Below are 14830 nucleotides of genomic sequence, written 5' to 3' on the forward strand. Positions count from 1 at the left end.
CTTGCGCCCCTGTGTCAGGGGTCTGCATAACAGCTTAGGCAGCGCCGTCTATGGGCGCTGTGCCGCAAGCGTCCCGCGGCAGCTGCCACGCGACAGGTTGACCCTGCGGAAACCTTGGTGCGCAAAAGAAAAACGCGCCCCCAAAGGGCGCGCTTTTCGGCAATGCGGGGCAGAGGCCTTTTAGGCGGCTTCTGCCTGCGCAGCGTTGCGGCGTTCGCTTTCTTCACGCGATAGTGCAACCGAGGTCCGCACACCGCGGCCCACGAAGTCCATCAGGCCTTCCACAACCCGTTCGTTCGGGTCGATACCGGCGCAGGACAGCACTTCGCGGCCATCGCGCGAGCGTGCCCAGCGGGCGATCTGCTCCGGGCCATTGCCGTATTTCTTGTCGTCGGCGATGGCATCATCCAGTGCGGCCAGGACAACGGCTGCAAACAGTTTGCGGGCGCGGTTGCCTTGCTCGTTATTATAAGCGGTGCCGTCTACGAAATCTCGCATCTCGTATCCCTTGTTGTTCTTGCTATTGCAATTTTCGGCGTAGCGCTGCTTATGGCGGAATTGTGACGATTCGGATAGAGCGCAGATGCATAGCTTTCATGCAAATTGCGCATACCTTATTCACACAGTCTCCATACCATATCCTTGTCTTGCCAGCGATCAGCCTGCCAGATATAGGGTCTTGCAAGTTTTCAACAACCATCCGAAAGGCATTTTCCCATGCCCAAGATCAACGGTAACGAAATCCGTCCCGGAAACGTCCTGGAACATAACGGCGGTTTGTGGGCAGCGGTGAAGGTCGATCACGTCAAGCCCGGCAAAGGCGGCGCCTTTGCCCAGGTCGAAATGCGCAACCTGCGCAACGGCTCCAAGCTGAACGAGCGCTTCCGCTCGGCGGACAAGGTCGAGAAGGTCCGCCTGGAACAGAAGGACCAGCAGTTCCTTTATGAAAGCGACGGCATGCTGGTGTTCATGGACACCGAAACTTATGAGCAGATCGAACTGCCGGCAGAGCTCTTGGGCGACCGCCGCCCGTTCCTGCAGGACGGCATGACTATTGTGGTGGAGTTCCACGAAGCCGAAGCGCTGAACGCCACCGTGCCGCAGAAAGTGACCTGCCAGATCGTCGAGACCGAGCCGGTTGTCAAAGGCCAAACCGCGGCGAATTCCTTCAAGCCGGCGATCCTGGACAATGGCGTCAAGGTCATGGTGCCGCCCTTTGTCGGCCAGGACGAGATGATCGTGGTGAACACCGAGACCATGGAATATTCCGAACGCGCCTGATCCAGGCCGCGTCCCGGAAAAGCTAAGGCTGCCCTCCCTCGGGGGCGGCTTTTTCAGGTCTTCGGGCGGATCCCAAGACTTTTGCAAAAGTCTTGGCAAAAGTTTTCGAAAACTTTTGCGCCGCCAGTCGGTGGGACGGGTGGATCACTCAGCAGGCAGCGACAGGTTGAAGCCGCATTCATCCATCATCCTGCCATAGGCCGCGGTAAATCCGCTCAACGACGCCTCATAGAACATGTCGTTCCCGGCCCAGATCTCTACCCAGCTTCCCTGTTTCATCGCTTGCAGCATCAGCAGGTGATCCTGGAGCTGCAGCGCGCTTTCAGCTTCGGCCAGGCCTTCCTCGTTGATCCAGGAATTGATCCCGGCAGATACTGAGAAGCTGCGGTCAAAGTCAAAGATGAAATCCACAGCTCCGCCCCGCTGCATCAGCGTCGGGTAATGGCGCGGCGCATATTCCTGCACCTTGGCCATCGGGTAAAAATCCGGCGGGCCGCCGTCGCCGGAAAACACCTCCAACGCCAGGATCGGGTCGCCATCGCCGCCGGTCCAGGCGCGGCAGGTCAGGTAGCTGTCCTGCTCGGTCTCATGCGGTTCAGTGGCGGCATGCCAGTCCTTGTAATTCCAGTAGTCCGCCCAGGCGGGGGAGGCCGCCAGCGCAGCCAGGCAAGCACCAAGGATCAGTCGCATCAAATACCCTTTCAGCAATCCTGACGGCGACCCTAACCCAATCAGGTGAACAGGGGCTTGTCAGACCCTCAGCGCGTCCAGCCGCGTCTCCATCTTGCTGCGGTAACTGGCACCGAACAGCCGCAGATGCACCAGCGCAGGCCACAGTTGAAAGATTGTGCGGCGCACCTCATGCCCCGGCTCCGGCGGGCCATAGCTTTCGTGAAACGCTTCAGGGCGTGCACCGAACAGATACAGCATCGCCAGATCCACGTCTCCATCCCCTTAGTAACACGCCGGGTCGATCAGATAGGCGGAGCTGCCGCGGAACAATACATTGGCGGCCCACAGATTGCCATACAGCAGAGAGATTGGCGGGCAGCAGGCAGCGGCTCCGGCAGCCTGTCGCAAAGGGTCTTAAACCGCGATCGCAGATCCTGGGGCAGGGCGAGGGGAGCGGCCAGCAGGCGGCGCTGACGCCCAGAACCTCAGGGGCAGGCGCACCAGCGGCGCGAATGGCCGGCAGCATAGCCGCTTCCGCGGCAACCAGCGGCCCGGTCTTGGCTACCACCCGGCGGCTACCCGTCAGCTCCAGCAGCTGCACCCCGGACAAATTTCCGCCATGCAGCGGGCGGGCGCGTGCGACTTCAGCGCCCAATAGGGAATGAAACGTTTCCTCCAGCCCGCTCACACCTGCCAGGTGACACGGGCCTCTCCGGCCAGCATCCCCTCCTTGGCACGGTCGAACCGCAGATAGGCAATGCCCCTGCCGCCGGACTGGGTGAACAGCGTGCCCACGGGTTTACCGCCCGAGGTGATCTCAGTGCCAACCGGTGCCGTGCCCTCAACCTCCACTGTGCGGAACCCCTTGCGCAGCTCGGTCTTGTGTTTCATCCGCGCGGTGACTTCCTGGCCCACGTAGCAGCCCTTGCGGAAATCCACCCCGTTCAGCGCTTCGAACCCGGCCTCCAGAATATAACTCTCGGGTCCCAGCTCGACGCTGGTCTCAGGGATGCAATGGGCGACCCGGACCGCGTCCCAATCACTGCCGTCATCGCCGCCTTCAGCGCCATAGAGCCGCCAGCCCATCGCCGCATGGCGCGGATCACTTAGGGCACCCTCAGGCGCTGGGCCTGTACCGCGTTTCACTTGCAGATCCGTCAGTTCCACCTGCACGTCAGCGCGCAGCCGGTACATGTTCAGCCGCTTCAGCAGGCCCTCGGCCAGTGACGCCTCCACATCCAAGAGCACCGCATCGCCATCAGCGGCCAGAAAGAAATCCGCCAGATACTTGCCCTGCGGCGTCAAAAGTGCTGCATAGACCAGCCCATCGTCCAGCCGGTCGACATTGTTGGTCACCAGCCCCTGCAGAAAACTGCGGGTGTCGGCACCACTCAGGCGCAGGATGCGGCGGTCGTTCATTTCATGTCTCCGGCGTTTCTCAGAGGACGTTTCATAGTTCCGCCCAGTGATATAGGAAGCAGGGCGGAAGAAAACAGGAAAACCACCCATGCCCGCGCCGGTCAGCATCGTGATCCCAGCCTTGAACGCAAGCGAAGAGCTGCCCGCCACGCTCGAACATCTGATGGAGGGGCTGGCAGCAGGTCTGATCCGCGAACTGGTGATCACCGACGGCGGCTCCGCCGACGCCACCCGCGCCATCGCTGAGGGTGCAGGCGCAGAATGGATCAGCGGTGCGCCGTCGCGCGGCGGCCAGCTGCGCCGGGGCTGTGCGGCGGCCAAGGGCGACTGGCTGCTGATACTGCACGCTGACACCCGTCTGGAACCGGGCTGGGCCGAAGCCGTGGCGCAGCATCTGCAGACGGGGCAGGGCAGCCCCGCCTGTTTCCACCTGCGCTTCCGGGCGCGCGGGTTGATGCCGGCCTGGGTCGCGGGCTGGGCCAACCTGCGCACACGGCTGTTCGGGCTGCCCTATGGCGATCAGGGCCTGCTGATCCAGCGCGCGGCGTATGAGGCCGCAGGCGGTTATCCCGACCAGCCGCTGATGGAGGACGTGGCCCTGGTGCGCCGCCTGCAGGGCATGACGATTCTGCCAAGCGCGGCGCTGACCAGCGCCGCGCGCTACCAGCGCGCGGGCTGGCTCAGGCGAGGGGCACGCAACCTGTGGACGCTGATGCAGTATTTTCTGGGGCGGGATACGAGAAAGCTGGCTGCTTCTTACCGGAAATAGAAGAGAGGGCAGGGTTCCTCCGCGGGCGGAAGCATAGCGCCCGCCGATGGGGGCGGACGGGCGTTGCCCGACCTTTCGGCCGGGGGAAACATTCAATGATACTCAGCCGAACACCTTGCGCGAGAACCGGCGGAACCAGCGTTCCTTGCCGCTTGCGGCGCCACCCGGCACCTGTTCCGCCTGGGCGGCAATGCCAGCAGTATCCACCACCGTCTTGCCGTCCTGAAATTGCAGCCGGTAAAGGTCGGCATAGGTGCCGCCGCGCGCCAGCAGCTCTTCGTGGGTGCCCTGATCCAGCACCCGGCCGCGATCCATTACCACGATCTTGTCGGCGTTGCGGATGGTCGACAGCCGGTGCGCGATCACCAGCGTGGTGCGCCCGCCCGCCAGCTTATCAAGCGCCTGCTGCACCACCTTCTCGGATTGCGCATCCAAGGCCGAAGTGGCTTCGTCCAGCAGCAGCACCGGCGTATTGCGCAGCAAGGCGCGGGCAATCACCACCCGCTGGCGCTGGCCGCCCGACAGGGCTGATCCGCGCGGCCCGACACGTGTCTCCAGACCATGCTCCAGCTTGGGCAGGAAATCCGCCACATGCGAGGCCTCAAGCGCGGCCTGCAGCTCTGCGTCGGGTACATCGGTGCGGCCCAGCACGATATTTTCAAGCAGGGTCTCGTCAAACAGCATCGCATCCTGAGTCACCACCGAAAACAGGCTGCGCAGATCGGCGGTGTTCAAATTGGTGACTTCAACCCCGCCCACGGTCACGGATCCCGCCTGCGGATCCACCATCCGGGTCAGTAGGTTGAAGATCGTCGATTTGCCAGCCCCCGAGGCCCCCACCAGTGCGGTGGTCTTGCCGGCTTCGGCCTCAAGTGTCAGCCCGTGCAGGATCTGCGCGTCGCCGTAATTCAGCTCAACTCCGCTCAGGTTGATGGCGGGCAGACCTTGCGGCGCGGCCTGCGGGTGTTCTGGCTCGCTCAGCAGGATCGGCGCATCCAGCAGCTCCTTGATCCGCTCCAGCGCTGCCGCCGCGCCCTGCCAAACACCGGAGATATTCGCCAGCCGCCGCATCGGTTCGAAACTCAGCCCGATTGAGGTGAAAAAGCTCATGAACTGGCCCACGGATTTTTCGCCGGCGATGATCTCGTTGCCGCCATAAAGCAGCACCGCCATGAAACCGACACCGGCCATGATGTCGGTCATGCCCGAAATCGACGAAGTGCCAAAGGCTGCCTTCACTTCCGAGCGGACAAAGTCATCGGTGCGTTCGGAAAACCGGCGGACCTGATATTCTTCCAGACGGTTCAGCTTGACCGGTACGATGCCGTGGAAAATCTCGTCCAGCCGGGTTGCCAGATCGGCGCCCAGATCGCGCGCGCGCGACGCCTTTTTGCGCACATAGCGCTGGATGGTGGAGATCGGCAGCAGCAGCACCGGCACCCCGACCAGCAGGATCAGCGTCCAGCGCCAATCAATGCTGAAGGCAACACCCAGCACCGCCACCAGCGCCACCAGATCGCGCCCGGCGCCGGTGATCACCGCCTGCCAGACCGCGTTGATGGCATAGACATCCGACTGGATCCGCTGGATCAGCAGCCCCGGGGGGTGCTGCTGGTGAAACGCCGGATCCTGGCGGATCAGCCGCGCCAGCATGTCCTTGCGCAGATGTGCGGCCGAGGTCTGCGAAACCTTGCTCAGCAGCACCTTCTGGGTGACGCTGGACACGCCGCGCAATGTGAAGATCGCCAGAAACGCCAGGCTGACCCAGACCAGCGCGTTTGAATTGCCCGCGACAAAGACCAGATCGAACATCGGCTGCATCATATAGCCAAGCGCGCCCATGGTGGCGCCCTCCAGCAGCATAAAGATCGCGGCAATGCCTAACAGGCCGATGTAATGGCGCAGGTAACCGCGCCACAGCCAGCCGAACAGCTCGCGCGAGGATTTGTGAGGCTGGCTCATACGGGGAGGGTCCGGCAGGGAGTTCGGGTCATTTCGCGCCTTTTCTGACATGCCGCAACCATTTAAGCAGCTCGGCTGCAGGGCGCAAGCAATTCGCCGTGACGCTGCGGACTGTTGAATTGACCCTGCGGGATCGCCGGCTACTGTGCCGCAAAGGATCAACCGCGGCGCGCGATGGCGTCTGCGCTGCAAGGAACATTGCCCATGAGCGGATCAGTGAACATATCGGCAGGCCGGTCTTACCTGGCCATTCCGGGCCCATCGGTGGTGCCGGACCAGGTGCTGCAGGCGATGCACCGGGCCTCTCCCAACATATATGCCGGTGATCTGGTCGAAATGACCGCCACCCTGATCCCGGATCTGCAGCGGATCGCCCGCACCCGGCATCAGGTTGCGATCTATATCTCCAACGGCCACGGCGCCTGGGAGGCGGCACTGCAGAACACGCTGCAGCCGGGCGACCGGGTGCTGGTGCCTTCCTCGGGCCGTTTTGCGATCGGCTGGTCGGAAATGGCCGAAGGGCTGGGTATCGAGGCTGAGGTTCTCGATTTCGGCAATCACGCGCCCTGGGACCTGGACCGGATTGCCGAACGGATCGCCGCGGACAGGGACCACCGCATCAAGGCGGTGCTGGGCGTGCATGTGGACACCTCCAGTTCGATCCGCAACGATGTGGCCGCCCTGCGCGGCATTCTGGACGCGGCGGGCCATCCGGCATTGCTGATGGCCGATTGCATCGCCTCATTGGGCTGTGAGCGGTTCGAGATGGATGCCTGGGGCGTCGATGTGATGGTCTCCGCCTGCCAGAAGGGGCTGATGGTGCCGCCGGGCCTTGGCTTTGTCTTCTTCAATGACCGGGCCGCCGCTGCCCGCAGAACCCTGCCGCGGATCAGCCGCTACTGGGACTGGGTGCCGCGCGCCAATCCGGCTGAGTTCTATCAGTATTTCGGCGGCACCGCGCCCACCCATCACCTTTATGGTCTGCGCGCCGCGCTGGACATGATCCACGCCGAGGGGATCGAAAATGTTTGGAACCGCCACGCCCGACTGGCCCGCACCATTTGGGCCGCCTGCGAGGCCTGGAGCAGCGCAGGCCCGCTGCGCATGAACGTGCCGGACCGGACCTTGCGCTCAAATGCGGTCACGGCGCTGCATATCGGATCGCCGCTGGGCACCGAACTGCGCATGTGGCTGGAACAGCACCTGGGCCTGACGCTGGGCATCGGCCTTGGCATGGCGGCGCCAAACAGCCCGGACTGGCACGGGTTTTTCCGGCTGGGCCATATGGGTCATGTGAACGGCCATATGGCGATGGGCCTGCTGGGCGGCATCGACACCGGTTTCAAGGCGCTGGGCATTCCGCACGGGCCGGGCGCGCTGGACGCGGCTGCAACAACCCTCGCCGCACGCTAGCAGCCGTTCAGAAACAGGCAGAAGGCGGATGTCACGCCTTCCGTGCATTCAGGCGGATATCCAGCCTGGTGATTAGATGGTTGATCAGCACCGCCAGCACCAGAACAGGCACCATTCCGTACATCACCCAGACCACAAAGAAGATCCACATCAGGTTGATCCCGGCAAAGGTGATTGCGGCAGTGAAGAAATCCGGCATGTCGGCCGGCAGTTCAGGGTCACGCATGACAATTCTCCCGGTTCTACTCCAAAATGGTAGTCCAGGAGTGGTGAATGTCCGGTAAAACTGCCGCGATCCGGCGGCGGTTGGCAAAATTCAGCCACCCCGTGCCGATGCCAAAGCCTGCGGCAGGGCCGCGGCAAAGGCGTCCAGCTCCGCTTCCGGCCCGCAGCTCACCCGGATGCAGCGGTTTTGCGGCTCGGCAAAGGGCATCCGCACAAAGATCCCCTGATCCACCAGACCATCCAGAACCGCCTTGGCAAACACTCCGTCCTTGCCGCAATCAATGGCCACGAAATTGGTGGCCGAGGGCAGGGTGCTCAGCCCGTTTGCTTCCGCAATCTCAGCAATCCGGCGCCGTGCGCCCGCGATCTGCCCCAGCACCTGCGCCAGCCAGTCCTGATCCTGCAAGGCCGCCAAGGCGCCAGCCTGCGCCGCCCTGTTCATGCCGAAATGATTGCGCACCTTGTTGAAGGCAGAGATCAGCTCCGGGTGGCCTATGGCATAACCCACCCGTGCGCCGGCCATGCCATACGCCTTCGAGAACGTCCGCATCCGGATCACCCGCGCATCATCGGCGCTTATAGGTGCCGCGGTGCCCTCGGGCGCGCATTCCACATAAGCCTCGTCCAGCAGCAGCAGGCAGCCCTCCGGAAGGTGGTCCAGCGCTGCGGCAATATCGGCGCCCCGGTGCCAGCTGCCCATCGGATTGTCCGGATTGGCCAGATAGACGATCTTGGCATCCACCTCCGCCGCCCTGTTAAACAATGCCTCAAAATCCTCGCGGTCATTCTTGTAGGGCACCGTGTGCAGCACCCCGCCAAACCCCGCGGCATGGTAATTGAACGTCGGATAGGCCCCCAGCGAGGTCACAACCGCATCGCCCGGCCCGATCAGCAGCCGCACCAGATAGCCGAGCAACCCGTCGATACCTTCACCGACAATGATATGCTCAGGTTCCACCCCATGATGTGCCGCCAGCGCCTGACGCAGATCATGGCTTTGCGCATCGCCGTATTTCCAGATCTCCGCCGCCGCTTTGGCCATTGCCTCAACCGCCTTAGGCGAGGGGCCGAATATGTTCTCATTCGCCCCTAGCCGCGCCGCAAAAGGCGCGCCGCGCTCACGCTCCTGCGTTTCGGGGCCGACAAACGGCACGGCGGCAGGCAGGGAAAGCGCAAGCGGGGTGTAGCGGGGACCAGTCATGGCCGCAGATAAGCGCAAGCATCGCTTGCGGGCAAGGCTTGCGTCACCGTTCCCTGCCGCGCAGATTAGACCCGGATTTCCAAAGGATTCTTTCATGCGCATTGTTCTGGCCGTGCTGGCCGCCGCCCTGGGCTACCTGTTGTTCTGGCCGGTGCCGGTGGACCCGGTGGCTTACAATCCGCCCGCAGCGCCGGGTTTTACCGGTGCCTACGCCGAAAACCGCGCCCTGGATGCGGCAGAGCTGATCACACTGCCCGATGGCGAAGCAGGCCCCGAAGACCTGGCCGAACTCCCGGACGGTGCGGTCTACACCACCAGCCTGTCCGGAAATCTCTACCGGATTGACGGGGCAGAACCTGTGCTGGCCGACCGCTTGGGCGGCCGCCCGCTGGGGCTGAAGGCCGGGCCGGACGGCGCGCTCTACATCGCTGACAGCTTCCGCGGCATCCTGCGCTGGTCTGGGCCCGGCACCCTGGAAGTGCTGGCAGACAGCGTGGGCGGCGCCCCCATCATCTATGCCAACCAGCTTGATGTGGCACGGGACGGCACCGTCTATTTCTCCAACTCCTCCGACCGCTTCGATCCGGAAACCATGGGCGGCACCAAGCCCACTTCGATCCTCACCATCTGGGAACAGTCGGACAGCGGCTACGTCGCCCGCTTGGCGCCAGACGGCAGCGTAGAAAAGCTCGCCGCAGGCTTTGTCTACACCAATGGTATCGCCCTGTCCCCGGACGAAGACTTCCTCTTGATCAACGAAACCGGCCGCGCCCGCATCCACCGGCTTTGGCTCAAGGGAGACAGGGCGGGCCAGCAAGAGGTCTTTCTTGATAATCTCCCCGGCTATCCCGACAACCTTGAAGGCCAGGGCGACGGTACCTATTGGCTCGCCTTTGCCAGCCCGCGCCTGCCGTCGGAAAAGCTGATGCCATACCCGGTATTGCGCAAACTGATCTGGCGGCTGGGACCGATGGTGCGCCCGGCGCCGGTGCATCGCGGCATGCTGATGCAGTTCGACGGGCAGGGGAAGATCTTGCGCACGCTGCAGGACCCGGACGGGCGCCTTGGCGTCACCACCGGCGGCAAGCTGGCAGGCGGGCAGCTTTACGTGATGACACTCGATTCGCCCTGGTTCGCCCGAATGCCATTGCAGCCCTGAGGCTTCCCCCACGTTGGACTGGCATCCCGTCCGCTGCCGGGGCAGGCTGGCCGCAAATCAGCAGCGGGGAACAAACCATGGCACGCGTCACCACCGGCTACAAGGACCACATCGCCTATGTCACGCTTGCCCGCCCGGACAAGCACAACGCCCTGGACGAGGAGATGATCGAGGCAATCATCACCGCCGGCCAGGAGGTGGCGGAATCGGACGCCCGCGCTGTGGTGCTGGCAGGCAGCGGCAACAGCTTCTGCGCCGGTCTCGACATGGCCGCCCTTGCCAGCTTTGCGCAGCGCGACCTCAGCACCCTGATTATGGAGCGCACCCACCACGACGCCAACGCGTTCCAGGAGGTGGCGATGGTCTGGCGCCGGATGCCGGTGCCGGTGATCGCCGCCATTCACGGCGCCTGTTTCGGCGGCGGGCTGCAGATCGCGCTGGGCGCCGACATCCGCATTGCCCACCCCGAGGCGCAGCTGTCGGTGATGGAGATGAAATGGGGGCTGATCCCGGATATGGGCGGCATGGCGCTGCTGCCGCGGCTGCTGCGCTCGGACGTTTTGCGCCGGCTCACTTACACGGCTGAAAAAATCGCCGCCCCGCAGGCGATGGACTGGGGGCTGGTGAGCGAACTGGCAGACAGTCCGCTTGCCCGCGCCCAGGAACTGGCCACCGTGATCGCAGCAAAAAGCCCCTCCGCCATCCGGGCCGCTAAACGCATGATCGCCTTTGCCGAAAGCGGTGCCGCCCAGGCCGATGTGCTGCTGGCCGAAAGCGCCGGACAGCTGGACCTGATCGGCAAGCCGGATCAGATTGAGGCCGTCGCGGCGCAGTTGCAAAAACGCCCGCCGGATTTCGGCTGAGCCCTGCCAGGGAGGCTTCTTCCCCGCCCCGAGCCGCCGCCCGCGTGGTGCTGAACCGGAATTCCAACAGCTTCTTCTGGCTGTAAATATCCCCGCCGGAGGCAGCGCCCGGAACGGGCGCTTCGCTGCCGGCGGGCCTTCAGAAACCGCAACAGCGGTTTTTCGCCAATTTTTCCGAAAATCCGCCGATGCCAGCGGGAATCCGCTGCCCGCCGGCAGAATAACGCCGCGTAAAATCAACAGAAACACCTGTTAACCTTTTGGCAATATTTGCGGGCGAATTCTGCCTTCAGCAGGGCGCAAAACAGGCCAATCCAGCATTTGGAAATCTGCTGCCGGGCGGCCCGCACGGGCACCGGATGGCTGTTTGCACCCTGATGAAATGCAGTAGAACCGGCTGGCGCAGGATATGCTCCATAGCCGGGCTTCAGAAAGGAGTGAGGCTGATGCAACTGGTGCGTAAGAAGTGGTTTATTCTGTTCGAAAGCGGCGCCCTGCTGTCCCGGACCGGCGACCGGATCACCTATTTTTATGACGAGGCCCTGTGCTTCGGGGATCGCGAGGAGGCGCAGCGCTACTTGGCGGCCAATGAAAACAAGGTCAGCTGCACCGGCCTGCACCCGTCGCTGACCGAGGCAGCGTGAGCGGATGGCTCGCCGCCAGCCGCAGGCCCCCAGCGGCAGAGGGTGCGATGCCTAGCTCGGCCCGTTGGCTGCTCGCCTTCAGCGGGGTGATGATCTCGGCCTCGGCGCTGGTGTTCTGGGCCTGGCTCGGCGGCGCAGGCCAGCCGGCCGAGGATCAGCCCGGCTGGTTCACCCTGGCGGCATTGCGGTTTTTCTGGCTGCCCTTCCTCAGCGGCGCCGGGCTGGTTCTGGCGGTCTGCTGCGCCGGGCGCACCGGTCTCTGATCCGGGTCTTTGATCTTGCCCTCTGATCCGGCCATGAAAAAAGCCGCGCCCGGTGCAGGCGCGGCTTTCCATTCAATAGATCTGCGGCGGGCTTACAGCGACGCGTCGTAGATCTTGGAGATATTCGCACCCAGAGCGGCGTCATAGTCCGCGTCAGACATAGCAACGTTCAGCCCCTCGGTCAGCGCGCGGCTGAAGGAGGCGATCATCTTGGCATTCTGCGACAGGCGCGCGCAAGCGTCATCGGTAGTATAGCCGCCCGACAGCGCTACAACCCGCACCACATTGACGTGGTCGGCCAGATCATCGTACAGGCCCGCCTGGCTCGGGATGGTCAGCTTCAGCGCCACTTTGGTGCCTTCGGGCAGGGCGTCCAGCTGGGCCTTGATCTCTGCCTTCAGGATGTCTTCGGCTTCGGCCTTGGTGGCAGAGTTGATGTCCACTTCGGGCTCGATGATCGGCACCAGACCGGCTGCAACGATCTGCTGGCCGACTTCGAACTGCTGCGCGACAACCGCCTTGATGCCCGCGGCATTGGCGTCCTTGACCACCGACCGCATCTTGGTGCCGAAGATACCCTTGGTGTTGGCCCGCGCCAGCAACGCGTCCAGCTCCGGCATCGGCTTCATCATCTGCACGCCGTCCGCTTCATCCGCCAGGCCCTTGTCGACCTTCAGGAACGGCACCACACCGCAGCTGTTCCACAGGAAGTCCGCAGTGGGGGTGCTGTCGATCTCGCCATCCATCGTCTTCTCAAACAGGATCGCTCCCAGGATACGCTCCTTGCCAAAGCTCGGCGAGGTGATGATGCGGGTGCGCATCTTGTGGATCTCGGCGAACATCTCGTCGTCGTTTGAAAAGGCGTCCCCGGTCACGCCATACAGCGCCAGCGCCTTCGGGGTCGAGCCGCCGGATTGGTCCAGCGCCGCAATGAAGCCTTTGCCGGCTGCGATACGGTCGAGTTGTGCCTGCTGTACGGAAGCGTCTTTTGCCATAATGCGTCACTCTTCTTGGGAATGGTCTGTCTTGGCGCTGTCTATACCGCGAATCCGGCAGGAAACAACGGGGTGTTGCGCTAACGGAAGAAGGATTTCCGCGCATCCCGCGCCATATTATAGCGCATTTCCAGATCCGAGATCTGCGCCATCGCCGCCTTGCGTGCCGCCGCATCCGTCAATGCCGCATAACCCTTGCGGGCCGCGGCCAGTTGTTCTTTCAATGTGAATTCCTCAGGCACCACGCCGGCCTGCGCCATGATCCGCATTCCTGCCGCCAGCCCCGCATCCACATGCGCCTCGCCGCTGCGGTCGGGCAGCGGCTTGCCTTCGCCCGCCAGTCCCTGCAGCTGCCCTTCGGCCTGGGCCTTGGCCAGCTGCCGTTCAATCAGATTGCGGAAGGCGCGGATCATGCGGGGCCTCTTGGGTTGCCGCGCCAGCGTACCACCCGCGGGTCAGCCCAGCCAGTCTTTGCGGGTGACTGCGTCATTCAGCGCAATCAGATCCTCGTGCAATTCGCCCAATGCAATAGGGCCGCCCAGGCAGACCCTAACCGCCTCCTCCGGCAGGCCGGTCACGGTGAAAGCATCGCTTGGCATGATGCCGATCTGGCGGCCTGCCATGCGGCCCATTACCTCGGCCCGGCTGGTGCCGCGGGGCAGGGTAAGCCAAAGGTTGAAGGCCAACGGATCCGCAACGGTAAAGCACTCCTGCAGCACCTCAGCCGCCAGCGCCTGCCGCACTGCTGCGGCCTTGCGGACAAAACCCTGGATTTCCGCCGCAGTGCCATCCTCGATCCAGCGGCCCAGCAGCGCCAGGTTCAGCGGCGACACCATCACATGCATCGACCGCATTGCTTGTGAAAACTGCCCCATCAGGCCGCGCTTGGGCACCGTGGTATAAGCCAGCCGCAACCCGGCGCCGAAACATTTGGACAGGCCCGCGATATGCCAGCTCAGATCCGGGATCAGGCTGCTGATGGCGGCAGGCGCATCCTCGGCAACAAAGCAATAGGCGTCGTCTTCGATCAGCGGCAGATCATGTTTTTGCAGCACTGCCGCCACCTCCTGACGCCGGTGGCTGGGCATGGTACGGGTGGTGGGGTTCTGCAGCGTCGGGTTCAGATACAGCACTGCCGGCCAGTGGTCGGTGACCGCTTTTTCCAGCGCCTCCGGCAGGATGCCGTCACGGTCGCCGGCCAGTCCGATCAGCCGGATCCCCAGCCGCGCCGCAATCGAGCGCAGCCCGGGATAGGTCACATCTTCGCACAACACGGTTGAACCCGGCTCGCACAGCACCGTCAGAATTGCATAAAGACTGGCATGAGAACCCGGCGTGACCGCCAGCCGCTCCGGTGCGCAGGGCAGGCCGTTTGCCTGCATCCAATCCGCCGCAATGGCCCGGTCTTGCGGGCTGCCGGTGACCGATTGATAGCGCAACAGCGGCAGCAGATTGGCCGAGACATGCTCAAGCCCCTTTTGCATCCGCGCCAGCAAGGCCGGGTCATCCGGCTCCGGCGGCATGTTCATCATCGGGTCTTCTTCCAGCGCCCGGCGCGGATCGGGGCGTGCCGGCAGCGCGTCCGGCGCCTTCACAAAGGTGCCGCGGCCGACAAAGCTTTCGATATAGCCGCGCCGCACCGCCTCGGCATAGCCGCGCGACACGGTTGAGAAATCCACCCCCAGATCCTGCGCCACCCGCCGCTGCGGCGGCAGCCGGTCACCGGGTGCCAGCACGCCGGTGTCGATGTCTGATTTGATCGCCTCGGCCAGCTCCAGATAGCGGGGCTTTGCATTGGCCAGACGGGCCGGGGTCCACTGCTTCATCGGCGGAATCTCCTGGGGTGATTGTTCCATCATTGATTGGTTCAATGATGGAGTGCGTCAATAAATGCAATATCGATGTTTGCAAATTGATTGCAATCAATCCCGGAATCGCAGTATCAGGCCGCAAACCCCAAGGAG

At 63.5% G+C, this 14830-nt stretch carries 16 protein-coding genes and 1 pseudogene; 7 read left to right on the top strand and 10 right to left on the bottom strand.

Annotated elements, in window-relative coordinates:
- Nucleotides 1-180: 180 nt before the first annotated feature.
- On the bottom strand, nucleotides 181-498 hold the full coding sequence (locus K3555_RS06095; protein ID WP_008556013.1) for a DUF6280 family protein: 318 nt from the start codon (nucleotides 496-498) through the stop codon (nucleotides 181-183).
- 219 nt (nucleotides 499-717) lie between these two features.
- On the opposite strand from K3555_RS06095, the gene efp reads away from it, so the two are divergent.
- A complete protein-coding gene (gene efp / locus K3555_RS06100) occupies nucleotides 718-1281 on the top strand; it encodes an elongation factor P (RefSeq protein WP_129370286.1) in 564 nt (187 codons plus the stop codon).
- Between the two features lie 144 nt (nucleotides 1282-1425).
- On the opposite strand, the gene K3555_RS06105 is transcribed toward efp, so the two are convergent.
- The 3 genes and pseudogenes from K3555_RS06105 to K3555_RS06115 all read right to left on the bottom strand — a co-directional run bounded on the left by K3555_RS06105 (nucleotide 1426) and on the right by K3555_RS06115 (nucleotide 3372).
- Nucleotides 1426-1971: a hypothetical protein gene (locus tag K3555_RS06105; protein WP_260007774.1), complete on the bottom strand. Its 546-nt coding sequence runs from the start codon at nucleotides 1969-1971 to the stop codon at nucleotides 1426-1428.
- Between the two features lie 60 nt (nucleotides 1972-2031).
- Nucleotides 2032-2361 (bottom strand): annotated as a pseudogene (locus K3555_RS24960) (fructosamine kinase family protein).
- A 276-nt stretch (nucleotides 2362-2637) separates the two neighbouring features.
- Entirely contained in the window at nucleotides 2638-3372 is a 735-nt protein-coding gene (locus tag K3555_RS06115; RefSeq protein WP_260007776.1) for a folate-binding protein YgfZ, read from the bottom strand.
- Nucleotides 3373-3460: 88 nt separating this feature from the next.
- Here K3555_RS06115 and K3555_RS06120 point away from each other — a divergent pair, with 88 nt between their 5' ends.
- Nucleotides 3461-4141 carry a TIGR04283 family arsenosugar biosynthesis glycosyltransferase gene (locus K3555_RS06120; protein WP_259997987.1) on the top strand — a complete coding sequence of 227 codons (681 nt, stop codon included), beginning with the start codon at nucleotides 3461-3463 and terminating at the stop codon, nucleotides 4139-4141.
- 102 nt (nucleotides 4142-4243) lie between these two features.
- Here the strand turns inward: K3555_RS06120 and K3555_RS06125 are convergent, their stop codons facing one another.
- Nucleotides 4244-6103 (bottom strand): ABC transporter ATP-binding protein, encoded by a 1860-nt coding sequence (locus K3555_RS06125; RefSeq protein ID WP_260007778.1) that lies wholly within the window; start codon nucleotides 6101-6103, stop codon nucleotides 4244-4246.
- Nucleotides 6104-6307: 204 nt separating this feature from the next.
- Here K3555_RS06125 and K3555_RS06130 point away from each other — a divergent pair, with 204 nt between their 5' ends.
- Nucleotides 6308-7516: an alanine--glyoxylate aminotransferase family protein gene (locus K3555_RS06130; RefSeq protein ID WP_260007779.1), complete on the top strand. Its 1209-nt coding sequence runs from the start codon at nucleotides 6308-6310 to the stop codon at nucleotides 7514-7516.
- A 31-nt stretch (nucleotides 7517-7547) separates the two neighbouring features.
- On the opposite strand, the gene K3555_RS06135 is transcribed toward K3555_RS06130, so the two are convergent.
- Nucleotides 7548-7742 (bottom strand): histidinol phosphate aminotransferase, encoded by a 195-nt coding sequence (locus K3555_RS06135; protein WP_260007780.1) that lies wholly within the window; start codon nucleotides 7740-7742, stop codon nucleotides 7548-7550.
- Between the two features lie 90 nt (nucleotides 7743-7832).
- Complete coding sequence (locus K3555_RS06140; RefSeq protein WP_260007781.1) at nucleotides 7833-8942, bottom strand: pyridoxal phosphate-dependent aminotransferase; 1110 nt, start codon at nucleotides 8940-8942, stop codon at nucleotides 7833-7835.
- 94 nt (nucleotides 8943-9036) lie between these two features.
- Here K3555_RS06140 and K3555_RS06145 point away from each other — a divergent pair, with 94 nt between their 5' ends.
- From K3555_RS06145 to K3555_RS06160, 4 genes are all read left to right on the top strand, one after another.
- Nucleotides 9037-10101, top strand: a complete 1065-nt coding sequence (locus K3555_RS06145; protein WP_260007782.1) for an SMP-30/gluconolactonase/LRE family protein — start codon at nucleotides 9037-9039, stop codon at nucleotides 10099-10101.
- 77 nt (nucleotides 10102-10178) lie between these two features.
- Nucleotides 10179-10964, top strand: a complete 786-nt coding sequence (locus tag K3555_RS06150; protein WP_260007783.1) for a crotonase/enoyl-CoA hydratase family protein — start codon at nucleotides 10179-10181, stop codon at nucleotides 10962-10964.
- Between the two features lie 446 nt (nucleotides 10965-11410).
- Nucleotides 11411-11608: a hypothetical protein gene (locus K3555_RS06155; protein ID WP_259991089.1), complete on the top strand. Its 198-nt coding sequence runs from the start codon at nucleotides 11411-11413 to the stop codon at nucleotides 11606-11608.
- A 47-nt stretch (nucleotides 11609-11655) separates the two neighbouring features.
- The gene (locus tag K3555_RS06160; RefSeq protein ID WP_259991091.1) at nucleotides 11656-11871 is read left to right on the top strand and encodes a hypothetical protein; all 216 of its coding nucleotides are present in this window, start codon (nucleotides 11656-11658) and stop codon (nucleotides 11869-11871) included.
- Between the two features lie 92 nt (nucleotides 11872-11963).
- Here K3555_RS06160 and K3555_RS06165 read toward each other — a convergent pair whose 3' ends face one another.
- The 3 genes from K3555_RS06165 to K3555_RS06175 form a co-directional block, all read right to left on the bottom strand.
- A complete protein-coding gene (locus tag K3555_RS06165) occupies nucleotides 11964-12866 on the bottom strand; it encodes a fructose bisphosphate aldolase (RefSeq protein WP_260007784.1) in 903 nt (300 codons plus the stop codon).
- Between the two features lie 80 nt (nucleotides 12867-12946).
- Nucleotides 12947-13279: a DUF1992 domain-containing protein gene (locus K3555_RS06170; protein WP_260007785.1), complete on the bottom strand. Its 333-nt coding sequence runs from the start codon at nucleotides 13277-13279 to the stop codon at nucleotides 12947-12949.
- A gap of 42 nt (nucleotides 13280-13321) precedes the next feature.
- A complete protein-coding gene (locus K3555_RS06175; RefSeq protein WP_260007786.1) occupies nucleotides 13322-14692 on the bottom strand; it encodes a PLP-dependent aminotransferase family protein in 1371 nt (456 codons plus the stop codon).
- Between the last annotated feature and the right edge of the window lie 138 nt (nucleotides 14693-14830).

It is taken from the genome of Leisingera sp. M527, from assembly GCF_025141525.1.
Classification (GTDB): domain Bacteria; phylum Pseudomonadota; class Alphaproteobacteria; order Rhodobacterales; family Rhodobacteraceae; genus Leisingera.

Coding starts and splice junctions, on each gene's coding strand:
- K3555_RS06095 (WP_008556013.1), bottom strand. CDS start 498: ATGCGAGATTTCGTAGACGGCACCGCTTATAATAACGAGCAAGGCAAC.
- efp (WP_129370286.1), top strand. CDS start 718: ATGCCCAAGATCAACGGTAACGAAATCCGTCCCGGAAACGTCCTGGAA.
- K3555_RS06105 (WP_260007774.1), bottom strand. CDS start 1,971: ATGCGACTGATCCTTGGTGCTTGCCTGGCTGCGCTGGCGGCCTCCCCC.
- K3555_RS06115 (WP_260007776.1), bottom strand. CDS start 3,372: ATGAACGACCGCCGCATCCTGCGCCTGAGTGGTGCCGACACCCGCAGT.
- K3555_RS06120 (WP_259997987.1), top strand. CDS start 3,461: ATGCCCGCGCCGGTCAGCATCGTGATCCCAGCCTTGAACGCAAGCGAA.
- K3555_RS06125 (WP_260007778.1), bottom strand. CDS start 6,103: ATGAGCCAGCCTCACAAATCCTCGCGCGAGCTGTTCGGCTGGCTGTGG.
- K3555_RS06130 (WP_260007779.1), top strand. CDS start 6,308: ATGAGCGGATCAGTGAACATATCGGCAGGCCGGTCTTACCTGGCCATT.
- K3555_RS06135 (WP_260007780.1), bottom strand. CDS start 7,742: ATGCGTGACCCTGAACTGCCGGCCGACATGCCGGATTTCTTCACTGCC.
- K3555_RS06140 (WP_260007781.1), bottom strand. CDS start 8,942: ATGACTGGTCCCCGCTACACCCCGCTTGCGCTTTCCCTGCCTGCCGCC.
- K3555_RS06145 (WP_260007782.1), top strand. CDS start 9,037: ATGCGCATTGTTCTGGCCGTGCTGGCCGCCGCCCTGGGCTACCTGTTG.
- K3555_RS06150 (WP_260007783.1), top strand. CDS start 10,179: ATGGCACGCGTCACCACCGGCTACAAGGACCACATCGCCTATGTCACG.
- K3555_RS06155 (WP_259991089.1), top strand. CDS start 11,411: ATGCAACTGGTGCGTAAGAAGTGGTTTATTCTGTTCGAAAGCGGCGCC.
- K3555_RS06160 (WP_259991091.1), top strand. CDS start 11,656: ATGCCTAGCTCGGCCCGTTGGCTGCTCGCCTTCAGCGGGGTGATGATC.
- K3555_RS06165 (WP_260007784.1), bottom strand. CDS start 12,866: ATGGCAAAAGACGCTTCCGTACAGCAGGCACAACTCGACCGTATCGCA.
- K3555_RS06170 (WP_260007785.1), bottom strand. CDS start 13,279: ATGATCCGCGCCTTCCGCAATCTGATTGAACGGCAGCTGGCCAAGGCC.
- K3555_RS06175 (WP_260007786.1), bottom strand. CDS start 14,692: ATGAAGCAGTGGACCCCGGCCCGTCTGGCCAATGCAAAGCCCCGCTAT.